The organism is Streptomyces sp. NPDC037290 (assembly GCF_055603245.1).
On record NZ_JBVJVZ010000006.1, the window covers coordinates 505,614 to 516,569 of the forward strand.

The window sequence follows — 10,956 nt, forward strand, 5'->3', positions numbered from 1 at the left end:
CCGGGACGTTACTGCAGCGGACCGGTGACCGACTCCGCCGCGGCGACGAGGTGACCTCCGCGCACGAACGCGTCGGCGGCGGCCAGGTCGGGTGCGAGGAAGCGGTCCGGGCCCGGCCCCTGCACACCTGCGGCGCGCACGGCCTCGATGACGGCCTGGGACGCGGGCGCCGGGGTGAGGCCCTGGCGCAGCTCGATGGCGCGGGTGGCCGCGTACAGCTCGACGGCGATGATCCGCGTGAGGTTGCCGACGGCGGTGCGCAGCTTGCGCGCGGCCGACCAGCCCATGGACACGTGGTCCTCCTGCATGGCGGAGGAGGGAATGGAGTCCGCGGAGGCGGGCACGGCCAGCCGCTTCATCTCACTCACCAGCGCGGCCTGCGTGTACTGGGCGATCATCAGCCCGGAGTCGACACCCGCGTCATCGGCGAGGAACGGCGGGAGCCCGTGGCTGCGGTTCTTGTCCAGCAGCCGGTCGGTGCGGCGTTCGGCGATGGAGCCGAGGTCGGCCGCGGCGACGGCGAGGAAGTCCAGGACGTAGGCCACGGGCGCACCGTGGAAGTTGCCGTTGGACTCCACACGCCCGTCGGGCAGCACGACCGGGTTGTCGACGGCGGAGGCCAGCTCGCGCTCGGCGACCAGCCGGGCGTGCGCCATCGTGTCCCGCCCGGCACCGGCGACCTGCGGGGCACAGCGCACCGAGTAGGCGTCCTGCACGCGCGGGGCGTCGTCCTGGTGGTGCCCGGTGAGCTGGGAACCCTTCAGCACGGCGAGCATGTTGGCGGCGCTGGCGCCCTGCCCCGGGTGGGGCCGGATGGCGTGCAGCTCGGGGGCGAGCACCTTGTCCGTCCCGAGCAGCGCCTCCAGGCTGAGGGCGGCGGTGACGTCGGCGGACTTGTAGAGGGTGTCGAGGTCGGCGAGGGCCATGATCAGCATGCCGAGCATGCCGTCGGTGCCGTTGAGGAGGGCGAGGCCCTCCTTCTCGCGCAGCTCGACCGGCTGGATCCCGTGCTCGGCGAGCAGCTCACCGGCGGGCCGGACGGTGCCGTCGGGGCCCTCGGCGTCCCCCTCGCCCATCAGGGTCAGGGCGCAGTGGGACAGCGGGGCCAGGTCGCCGGAGCAGCCGAGCGAGCCGTACTCGTGCACGACCGGGGTGATCCCGGCGTTCAGCACGTCGGCCATGGTCTGCGCGACCTCGGGACGGACGCCGGTGTGCCCGGAGCAGACGGTCTTGAGCCGCAGGAACATCAGGGCCCGTACGACTTCCCGCTCCACCCTCGGCCCCATGCCGGCGGCGTGCGAGCGGACGATGTTGCGCTGCAGCTGGGCGCGCAGTTCCTGGCTGATGTGCCGGGTCGCCAGGGCTCCGAAGCCGGTGGAGACGCCGTAGACCGGCTCCGGCTTGGCCGCCAGGGCGTCCACGATCTCGCGGGCCGCCGCCAGGGCCGCCACCGCCTGTGCCGACAGCTCGATGCGGGCACCGCCGCGCGCCACGGCGAGAACGTCGGACGCCGTGACACCCGACGTCCCCACCACCACAGTGTGCATATCCATATTCAGGAGCGTACGCATTGAATGCATGGATGTCACTAGTGGGGAACGGGAGTGCCCCTTACCGATGCGTGTGGCCTTCGCCTCACGGCAGGCGCCCGCGGAACCGGCGCCGCTCGGCCCGTGCGGGCGGCGGCTCGTCGGCCAGCCGTACGACCGGATCCCCGGGCCCCTCCCGGCCCGCGACCACCGGACGGTCGACGCGCAGGGCCTTGGCCCGGTACTGGGCGGCGTCGGCGAGCCGGAACAACCGCCGGGCGTCGCGCACCTCCCCGATCGGGTCCTCGGTCGAGGCGATCCCGCACGCCACCCCCTCCCCCGGCTCCAGCTCCCCCGCCCGACGGCACAGTTCGTCGGCGGCCTTGACGACGTCATCGGCGGGCGGCCCGACCGCCAGCAGGCAGAACTCGTCCCCGCCGAGCCGCGCGACCAGCGCGCCGGGCACCATCGCCCCGCACAGCGACAGCACCGAGCCGAAGCGCTCCAGGAGCCGGTCGCCGACGGCGTGCCCGAGGGTGTCGTTGACCCGCTTCAGCCCGTTGAGATCACAGACGACGAGACTGACGGCCACACCCTCCGTGCGGTGCCGCTCCACGGCCTCCTCCAGGCGCACGTCCACGGCCCGGCGGTTGGCGAGCCCGGTGAGGGCGTCGGTGTACGCGAGCCGGCGGGCCTCCTCCAGCCGCTCGGTCTGCGCGAGCCCGGCGGCGACGACGGAGGCCAGCACGGTGGCGAAGTCGGCGTCGGCCCGGTCGAAGACGGGGGCGTCGACGGGACGGGCGACGTACAGCTCGCCCCAGGCCCTCCCGTGCAGGACGAGGGGTGCGACGACACAGCAGCCGCGGCCTCTGCGACGCAGGGCCGCGACGCGGTGGTGGAAGTAGCCGGGGGTGCCGGCGGCGGTCCCCTCGGCGGTCTCCACCCACGCGTTGGGTCCACCCCCTCCGGCCCACCGCTCGTGCAGGAACTCGGTGATCTCCGGGAACTGGTGCACCGGATAGGCCTCGGACTCCGGGAACTCCTCCTCATCCGGGCGCCGGTCCCCCACGTTCACGAGGACGCGCAGCCGGCCCAGCTCCCGCTCCCACACCGACAGCGCGGCAAAGCCGCCGTCCAGCGCACGGCAGGCGCCGAGCGCCGCGGCCTGCCACGAGTCCCGCGGGGTGTGGGCCGCCGCCATTCCCTGCGCCAGCGCCACGACAGCCGCGAGCCGTTTGTCCTCACCCATTACTCCAGGTTAGGGAGGTTTGGGGGGATTCGGGCCGCTGGTGGGGCGAACAGGTGCCCCGCCACCGCGGGAGCGGCCCGCCCCCCCCGCTACAGCCCGGGGCACCCGGAGAACCAAGGCCCGGCTACTCCCCCGGCCACTGCGGCTCGCGCTTCTCGTTGAACGCCGCCACACCCTCCGCCCGGTCCCCGGAGAACGCCACCGACCGCCACGCCGCGTCCTCGACCTCCAGCCCCGCACGCAGATCCAGCCCGTGCCCCAGCCGCAGCGCCCGCTTGGCGGCCCGCAGGCCGACCGGCGAGTTGCCGGCGATGCGCGCGGCGAGCGCCAGAGCCTCCTCGCGATCGCGCCCCGCGTCCACGACCTGGTCGACGAGCCCGAGCTCGGCCGCCTCCGCCGCCTCCACCCGCCGCGCCGAGAAGACCAGCTCGGCCGCGCGCGCCGCCCCGACCCGCCGCGGCAGCAGCTGCGTACCCCCACCGCCCGGGATCACGCCCACGGACACCTCCGGCAGCCCCACCACCGCCGTACGGTCGGCCACGATCAGGTCGCAGGACAGGGCCAGCTCGAAACCGCCGCCCAGCGCGAACCCGTGCACCGCCGCGATCGCCGGCATCGGCAGCTCCAGCACCCCGGTGTACGCCCCGCGCGTCACCGGCCGCTGGCGCAGCAGATCCGCGTCGCTGAAGGAGTTGCGCTCCTTCAGGTCCGCGCCGACGCAGAACGCCCGCTCGTGGGACGAGGTCAGGACCACCACCCGGGCGTCCCGGTCGGCGGCCAGCGCCGTGCACGCGCCGGTGAGGGAGCGGGCCATCTCCGTCGAGACGGCGTTCATCGCCTTGGGCCGGTCCATGACCAGCTCCGCGACATGCCCGTGTCGCCGTACCAGCACGAACTCCCCGAACCGCTCCTCGCTCATGACACCCTCCGGTTCACGTGTTAACGCGGGTTAACGCACTGTCGGCCCGATCATCGCAGCCGTACCCGACCTCGGGAAAGTCCACGGGCCTACGCCCGTTCGAGTGACAACACACCCGTCTCATCCCACATCACCCACAGGAACGCATAGCGTGCATCCGCCACGGCACGCCGGGGCGCTGCGGGGAGGGGAACCATGTCACCGACACGTGCACAGACCCGTACGGGAGAGGGGCCGGAGCGGGAGCCGGAGGAGCACGGAGAACCGGCCGGCGCGTCCGGCGTACGACGCGGGCGGCACCGCAAGCCACGCCCGCGCAAGGTGCTGCTCGCCACCGGCGGACTCGCGCTGGCCGCGGGCGTGCTCAGCCTGGTCCGGTTCGCGCCGGACGCGGGCGTCGGCGTCCCCGGCACGGCGGAGGCCGAGCCCCGCCTCGACACGGGCGGCGCCACGGACCACGCGGCGAACACCGGCGCCACCGTCGCCGCCGACCCCACCGCGCTGCCCTCGGCGACCTCCGTCATGGGCGGTCGCAGCCTCGCGCCGACGGCCACCGGAAAGGGCGGGGCCCGCACCGGCTCGGCCACTCCCCCACCGCCGTCCGGCGGCACCGCCACACCGAGCGCCGCTCCGACCGGGGGGGCCGCCACCCCGGGCACCCCGGCACAGCCGTCGGCGACGGCCTCCGCCCCGCGCCCGGCCCCGACGACCGCCCAGCCCGCACCGACCAGCCCCGCACCCGCTCACAGCACGACGGACCGGGGCCCGGGCGGACTGTGCGTACCGGTGCTCGGCCTGTGCGTCGACGCGTCCAGGGGCCGCTAGTGGTCTACGACTGACCGTCGCGCCGGGTGAGCAGCCAGGGCTCGACCACGCCGAGCCCACGTACCGGGCGCTGCCACATCGGCTGGAGCGCGAAGCGGTACACCGGCGGCTCCTCGCCCTCCTTCTCGGCGGCCGCCGCGGCCTCGGCCGCCTCCGCCTCGGAGGCGGGCGCCTCGCCGGTGCGGATCAGCTCCTCCGCGAAGGCGCTGTCCACCAGCACGGCGTCCCGCGGGGCTATGGAGGTCAGCCGGGAGGCCAGGTTCACCGTCGTACCGAACACATCGCCCATACGAGTGGTGACCGTGCCGAACGCCATGCCGACCCGCAGCTCCGGCATCGTCTCGTCGTTCGCCAGCGTCTCGACCAGCCGCAGCGCGATGTCCGCGGCGAGACCGGCGTCGTCCGCCGCGTACAGCACCTCGTCGCCGAGGGTCTTGATGAGCCGGCCGCCACGCGCGGCCACCAGGTCGGCGGCGGTGGTCTCGAACGCCTCGACCAGTTCCCCGAGCTCTTCCTCCTCCATCCGGCGGGTCAGCCGGGTGAACCCCACCAGATCGGCGAAGCCGACGGCGAGCCGCCGGTCGACCATCTCCTCGTCGTCCGCCGACTGCACGACCCGCCCGGCCGAGGCGGCGAGCTGCCGCCGCCACACGTACACCAGGAACTCCTCCAGCTCGGGCAGGAGCAGCTCGACGATCGGGTACGTCACCTCGGTGCGGGTCATGCCGGGCTCGGGCGGCTCGGTCAGGCCCTCCAGGAAGGAATCCATCTGCCACTCGGCCAACCGGGCGGTGGTCTGCCCCGTCGACCGGGCCACCTGCACCGCCATGGCCTCACTGAGCAGCCCCGCCTCGACCAGACCGGCGAGCCGGCGCAGGGCCAGCACATCCGCCTCCGTCAGCGCCTTGGCCTGCCCGATGTCGGCGAAGCCCATGGCCCGCCAGAAGCGTGACGCCAGCTCCATGGAGACACCGGCGCTACGGGCCGCCTGGAACGGGGTGTAGCGGCGCTCGGCGCCCAGGATGAGCTGTTCGAGGCGCAGGGCCAGCGGATCCTCGCCGGGGTCGGCGGCGTCCGCGCCCGCGCCGGAGCCGGTGTCGTCGACGGTCACGCCTGCTGCCCTTCCGATCTGCCGCGGTCATATCGACCGGCCTCAACTCTACGGCAGGTGTGCGCCAGCTCACTCCGTTGGGTTCGGCCGGGGGTACGTGCTCGGAACCGGGTGCGTGCGGCATGCTCCGCCGGCCGTGCCGGGGGTCCGGGGCGCCCATCGCCGTCGCAGGACGCGGGTCCGCCGTGGCCGGTCGCGCAGTTCCCCGCACCCCTGGAGAACCGCAGCCGGCCACGCCCGCAGCAGCACCCTGCACCGGCAAGCGGCCCAACCCTCGGCCCGGCACCAGCACAGGGCAGCCGCTGCGGACCACAGGTATGTGCCGCATGCTCCGCCGGCCGTGCCGGGGCCGTCCAGGGCGCCCATCCCCGTCGCAGGACGCGGGTCCGCCGTGGCCGGTCGCGCAGTTCCCCGCGCCCCTGGGGAACCGCAGCCGGCCACGCCCGCAGCAGCATCCTGTGCCGGTGTCATGGGGTCTACGCGGGGCGCAGGTGCACGATGTCCCCCGCCCCCACGGGCTCCTGCACGCCCTGCTGCGTGGCGATGACCAGCCGTCCGTCGCCGTCGAGCGCGACCGCCTCGCCCACGAGGGAACGCTCCCCGGGCAACTCGGCCCGCACCGTGCGCCCCAGCGTCGCGCACCCCGCCGCATACGCCTCCTGCAGCCCGCTCGCCGCAGGGTCACCACCGGCGCGCCGCCAGCGCCCGTACCAGTCCTCCAACGACCGCAGCACCGCCCGCAGCAGCGGATCCCGGTCCGTGCCCGCCGCCCCGGCCAGCGCCAGCGACCCCGCCTGCGGCACCGGCAGTTCGTCCGCACGCAGCGTGACGTTGATGCCGACGCCGATGACCACCCCTCCCTCGCCGGCCCGCTCCGCGAGGATGCCGCCGGCCTTGCGCTCCTCGCCCCCCACCGTGACCAGCAGGTCGTTCGGCCACTTCAGGGCCGTGTCCACGCCCGCCGCCCGGGCCAGCCCGGCCGCCACGGCGACACCGGTGAGCAGCGGCAGCCAGCCCCACCGCGCCACCGGAACCTCGACGGGCCGCAGAAGCACCGAGAAGAACAGGCCCGAGCGCGGCGGCGCCGTCCAACGGCGGTCCAGGCGGCCCTTGCCCGCCGTCTGCTCCTCCGCCACCAGCACCGCCCCCTCGTCCGCCTTCCCGGCAGCGGCCAGGGCGACCAGGTCGGAGTTGGTGGAGCCGGTGCGCTGCACCACGTCCACGGCGCTGTACAGGCTCCCCTCCCGGACCAGCGCGCGCCGCAGTGCCGCGGCGTTGAGGGGAGGCCGGTCCAAGTTGGACCAGCGACTGTCGTCTGAGGCATCTCGCGGCGTCATGCAAGCCACCCTAGGTGTGTGAAACGCCGCACTGCTGATTCGTAGGGGCACCACTACTCTACGGATGAGTAACCGTCCCCCCTTTTGAGCAGGCAGGGAGCCGCGATCCCGATGTCCGAGCCGGAAGAGATCGACATCCACACCACCGCGGGCAAGCTCGCGGATCTCCAGCGTCGCATCCATGAGGCGACGCACGCCGGTTCGGAGCGTGCCGTCGAAAAGCAGCATGCCAAGGGCAAGCTGACAGCCCGTGAGCGGATCGAGCTGCTGCTGGACGAGGGTTCCTTCGTCGAGTTGGACGAGTTCGCCCGCCACCGCTCCACCAACTTCGGTCTCGACAAGAACCGTCCGTACGGCGACGGCGTGGTCACGGGCTACGGCACCGTCGACGGCCGCCCGGTCGCCGTCTTCTCCCAGGACTTCACCGTCTTCGGCGGCGCCCTCGGCGAGGTCTACGGCCAGAAGATCGTCAAGGTCATGGACTTCGCGCTGAAGACCGGCTGCCCGGTCATCGGCATCAACGACTCCGGCGGCGCCCGCATCCAGGAAGGCGTCGCCTCCCTCGGCGCGTACGGCGAGATCTTCCGCCGCAACACCCACGCCAGCGGAGTCATCCCGCAGATCAGCCTGGTCGTCGGCCCCTGCGCGGGCGGCGCCGTGTACTCCCCGGCCATCACCGACTTCACGGTCATGGTCGACCAGACCTCGCACATGTTCATCACCGGCCCGGACGTCATCAAGACCGTCACCGGCGAGGACGTCGGCTTCGAGGAGCTGGGCGGTGCCCGCACCCACAACGCCACCTCCGGCGTGGCCCACCACATGGCGGGCGACGAGAAGGACGCCATCGAGTACGTCAAGCAGCTGCTGTCGTACCTGCCGTCCAACAACCTCAGCGAGCCCCCGGTCTTCCCGGAGGAGGCGGACCTCTCGGTCACCGACGAGGACCGCGAGCTGGACACGCTCGTCCCGGACAGCGCGAACCAGCCGTACGACATCCGCACGGTGGTCGAACACGTCCTGGACGACGCCGAGTTCTTCGAGACGCAGGCACTGTTCGCGCCGAACATGGTCACCGGGTTCGGGCGGGTCGAGGGCTTCCCGGTCGGCATCGTCGCCAACCAGCCCATGCAGTTCGCCGGCTGCCTGGACATCGACGCGTCCGAGAAGGCCGCCCGGTTCGTGCGCACCTGCGACGCCTTCAACATCCCGGTGCTCACCTTCGTCGACGTCCCGGGCTTCCTCCCCGGCGTCGACCAGGAGCACACCGGCATCATCCGCCGCGGCGCCAAGCTGATCTTCGCCTACGCGGAGGCGACGGTCCCGCTGATCACCGTCATCACCCGCAAGGCCTTCGGCGGCGCGTACGACGTCATGGGCTCCAAGCACCTGGGCGCCGACCTCAACCTGGCCTGGCCGACCGCCCAGATCGCCGTCATGGGCGCCCAGGGCGCGGTCAACATCCTGCACCGCCGCACCATCGCCGAGGCGGAGGACGTCGAGGGCACTCGGGCCCGGCTGATCCAGGAGTACGAGGACACCCTCCTCAACCCCTACGTCGCGGCCGAGCGCGGCTACGTCGACGCGGTGATCATGCCGTCCGACACCCGCGCCCACATCGTCCGCGGCCTGCGTCAGCTGCGCACCAAGCGGGAATCCCTGCCTCCGAAGAAGCACGGCAACATCCCCCTCTAGGCCCGCGGACCCTGGGAGCGGTCATGAACATCAAGGTCGTACGAGGCAACCCGACCCCGGAGGAGCTGGCCGCCGCCCTGGCGGTGGTCCGCGCCCGCGCCGCGGCGGCAGCAGCAACGCCGTCCGGCGCGGAGGGCCCGAGGGACGCGTGGTCCGACCCGAGCAGGATCGCAGGTCAGAGGCTGCCGAAGCCGGGCCGGGCGTCCTGGACCCGCACCTACTGGCCGAGCTAGGGGACAATTGAGTACCAGTACTCAGGCGCCCTGAACCGGCCCGGCCCACGCTGGTGGAATGCTGTGGTCAGACCCGGATGACGAGCCGCCGAAGGACATGCGCGAAGCGCACGACATGCTCCGGCGGCTCGGCTTCCTCATGGCCCTGGCCATGGTCCTGACGATGCTGGTCATCGGCCTGAGATGAGCCGAACACCCTCTTGCGTGACTAACCTGACGGCATGACTGCCAAGCCACGCCGCCGCCTGATCCTCGCCTCCCAGTCCCCCGCCCGCCTGGGCCTCCTGAGGCAGGCCGGCCTCTCACCCGAGGTGATCGTCAGCGGGGTCGACGAGGACGCCGTCACCGCGCCCACCCCGGCGGAGCTGGCGCTCGCCCTGGCCGAGGCGAAGGCCTCGGTCGTGGCGGCGAAGCCCGGGGTGCAGGGCGCCCTGGTGATCGGCTGCGACTCCGTGCTGGAGCTGGACGGGCAGGCCCTCGGCAAGCCCGCCGACGCCGAGGAGGCGACCGCCCGCTGGAAGGCGATGCGCGGGCGGGCCGGCACCCTCCAGACGGGTCACTGCGTCTGGGACACGGCCGCCAAGCGGTACGTGTCCGGGACCGCCTCGACCGTCGTCCGTTTCGGTGAGCCGAGCGACGAGGAGATCGCGGCGTACGTGGCCTCCGGCGAGCCCCTCTACGTCGCCGGGGCCTTCACCCTGGACGGCCGCTCGGCGCCGTTCATCGAGGGCATCGAGGGCGACCACGGCAATGTGATCGGCATCAGCCTGCCCCTGGTGCGCAAGCTGCTGGCCGAACTGGGTGTCGGCATCACGGAGTTGTGGTCGCCGGACGAGTGACCTGGGCGGGGACGGAGTCCCGCGGCTCGTCGGGCCCGTCCTCCGCGCGCTGCGGCTCACCCGTACGGGGCCCGGGTACGGCCACCTGGCCCGGGGCGGTGGCCGGCTCGGCCTCGGCCCTCGGGTCGCCGCCCTGCCCGGCGCCGCCGGATGCGTCCGGCTGGGGGCCGCCGTCACGGTCGTACGTCATCAGGAGCAGCACGACGAGGCCGAGCACCACCACCATGAACAGGAACGCCGTCCAGCCCACCAGACCCCAGGCGAAGGCGCCCAGCAGGCCGTGGACGACCGCCACACTGATCAGCAGGACGCGGCCGAAGCCCGCGGGGGCGCGGTCGCGTATCGCGACCAGGACGGCCACCAGCGCGCACAGCGCGAAGTAGAGGCCGAAGACGACGCCGCCGATCTTCGAGGACGTCGCCATCACGGAGGGGTCCAGGCCCGCCAGGGACATGTCCTGGCGGTCGACCACCACTCCGAGGAACCAGTTCAGCGCGGCGATGAAGACGGCCTCCGCCAGGAGGACGACCGCCACGGCCCATGCCACCGGTCTGCGCACCACCGGTCCCCACCCACTCTCGAGCCAGCTACTTGTTACCACAGGTACGTTCGAGTCATCGCGAACGCTACTAACGGGTAAACCCAGGGACAAGGGTTCGCGCGCCAGCAAAGAATCATTGGGCCATTCGTAGGGACTCGACAAAGAAACTGAGTGGGCCGCAGCACGCTCTCACAGAGACCTTGACCACATGACAGGGCTAGGGTTTCCCGAAGGAGCCCTGCGTACCGAGGTGCGACATGGGCTTTCGCGGGTCGAGCGAGCCTCGAATCACGCTCCGTGTGGGCAAGCTCACCATTGGGGACGGGTCGAAGTGCCGTGTCGGCAGTCCCTAAACTCGGCTTGTTTCAAGGAGGGAGCCTCAATCGTGCGCAAGGTGCTCATCGCCAACCGTGGCGAAATCGCTGTCCGCGTGGCCCGGGCCTGTCGGGACGCCGGGATCGCGAGCGTGGCCGTCTACGCCGACCCGGACCGGGACGCTCTGCATGTCCGCGCCGCGGATGAGGCGTTCGCTCTGGGCGGTGACACCCCGGCCACCAGCTACCTGGTCATCGACAAGATCCTGAACGCGGCCCGCGAGTCCGGCGCGGACGCCGTCCACCCCGGATACGGCTTTCTCTCGGAGAACGCCGACTTCGCCCAGGCCGTCCTGGACGCGGG

General features: G+C 72.7%; 11 protein-coding genes and 1 pseudogene. 6 read left to right on the forward strand and 6 right to left on the reverse strand.

Annotated elements, in window-relative coordinates:
- Window positions 1-8: 8 nt before the first annotated feature.
- The 3 genes from hutH to ACZ7HQ_RS24195 all read right to left on the reverse strand — a co-directional run bounded on the left by hutH (window position 9) and on the right by ACZ7HQ_RS24195 (window position 3,697).
- Window positions 9-1,547, reverse strand: coding sequence for a histidine ammonia-lyase (gene hutH, locus ACZ7HQ_RS24185; protein WP_470993599.1), 1,539 nt, complete (start codon window positions 1,545-1,547; stop codon window positions 9-11).
- An 88-nt stretch (window positions 1,548-1,635) separates the two neighbouring features.
- Window positions 1,636-2,778 carry a GGDEF domain-containing protein gene (locus ACZ7HQ_RS24190; RefSeq protein WP_470993512.1) on the reverse strand — a complete coding sequence of 381 codons (1,143 nt, stop codon included), beginning with the start codon at window positions 2,776-2,778 and terminating at the stop codon, window positions 1,636-1,638.
- A gap of 124 nt (window positions 2,779-2,902) precedes the next feature.
- Window positions 2,903-3,697: an enoyl-CoA hydratase/isomerase family protein gene (locus ACZ7HQ_RS24195; protein ID WP_470993515.1), complete on the reverse strand. Its 795-nt coding sequence runs from the start codon at window positions 3,695-3,697 to the stop codon at window positions 2,903-2,905.
- Window positions 3,698-3,892: 195 nt separating this feature from the next.
- Between ACZ7HQ_RS24195 and ACZ7HQ_RS24200 the strand changes: the two genes are divergently transcribed.
- On the forward strand, window positions 3,893-4,522 hold the full coding sequence (locus tag ACZ7HQ_RS24200; RefSeq protein ID WP_470993517.1) for a hypothetical protein: 630 nt from the start codon (window positions 3,893-3,895) through the stop codon (window positions 4,520-4,522).
- A 4-nt stretch (window positions 4,523-4,526) separates the two neighbouring features.
- Here the strand turns inward: ACZ7HQ_RS24200 and ACZ7HQ_RS24205 are convergent, their stop codons facing one another.
- Together ACZ7HQ_RS24205 and ACZ7HQ_RS24210 are read right to left on the reverse strand one after the other, a co-directional pair.
- A complete protein-coding gene (locus tag ACZ7HQ_RS24205; RefSeq protein ID WP_470993520.1) occupies window positions 4,527-5,633 on the reverse strand; it encodes an adenylate/guanylate cyclase domain-containing protein in 1,107 nt (368 codons plus the stop codon).
- 476 nt (window positions 5,634-6,109) lie between these two features.
- Window positions 6,110-6,970, reverse strand: a complete 861-nt coding sequence (locus ACZ7HQ_RS24210; RefSeq protein ID WP_470993523.1) for a biotin--[acetyl-CoA-carboxylase] ligase — start codon at window positions 6,968-6,970, stop codon at window positions 6,110-6,112.
- Between the two features lie 111 nt (window positions 6,971-7,081).
- Between ACZ7HQ_RS24210 and ACZ7HQ_RS24215 the strand changes: the two genes are divergently transcribed.
- From ACZ7HQ_RS24215 to ACZ7HQ_RS24230, 4 genes are read left to right on the forward strand one after another with little or no spacing between them, the layout of a single operon-like run.
- Complete coding sequence (locus ACZ7HQ_RS24215) at window positions 7,082-8,665, forward strand: acyl-CoA carboxylase subunit beta (protein WP_470993526.1); 1,584 nt, start codon at window positions 7,082-7,084, stop codon at window positions 8,663-8,665.
- Between the two features lie 23 nt (window positions 8,666-8,688).
- The gene (locus ACZ7HQ_RS24220) at window positions 8,689-8,898 is read left to right on the forward strand and encodes an acyl-CoA carboxylase epsilon subunit (RefSeq protein WP_470993529.1); all 210 of its coding nucleotides are present in this window, start codon (window positions 8,689-8,691) and stop codon (window positions 8,896-8,898) included.
- Window positions 8,899-8,956: 58 nt separating this feature from the next.
- Window positions 8,957-9,085 carry a morphogenic membrane protein MmpB gene (gene mmpB / locus ACZ7HQ_RS24225; protein WP_470993533.1) on the forward strand — a complete coding sequence of 43 codons (129 nt, stop codon included), beginning with the start codon at window positions 8,957-8,959 and terminating at the stop codon, window positions 9,083-9,085.
- A 34-nt stretch (window positions 9,086-9,119) separates the two neighbouring features.
- The gene (locus ACZ7HQ_RS24230) at window positions 9,120-9,737 is read left to right on the forward strand and encodes a Maf family protein (protein ID WP_470993536.1); all 618 of its coding nucleotides are present in this window, start codon (window positions 9,120-9,122) and stop codon (window positions 9,735-9,737) included.
- A 73-nt stretch (window positions 9,738-9,810) separates the two neighbouring features.
- Here the strand turns inward: ACZ7HQ_RS24230 and ACZ7HQ_RS24235 are convergent.
- A pseudogene (locus ACZ7HQ_RS24235) lies at window positions 9,811-10,299 on the reverse strand (hypothetical protein); the annotation flags it as partial.
- Between the two features lie 364 nt (window positions 10,300-10,663).
- Between ACZ7HQ_RS24235 and ACZ7HQ_RS24240 the strand changes: the two are divergent.
- Window positions 10,664-10,956: biotin carboxylase N-terminal domain-containing protein (locus ACZ7HQ_RS24240; protein WP_470993539.1), on the forward strand; the 293-nt coding region annotated here is incomplete at its 3' end.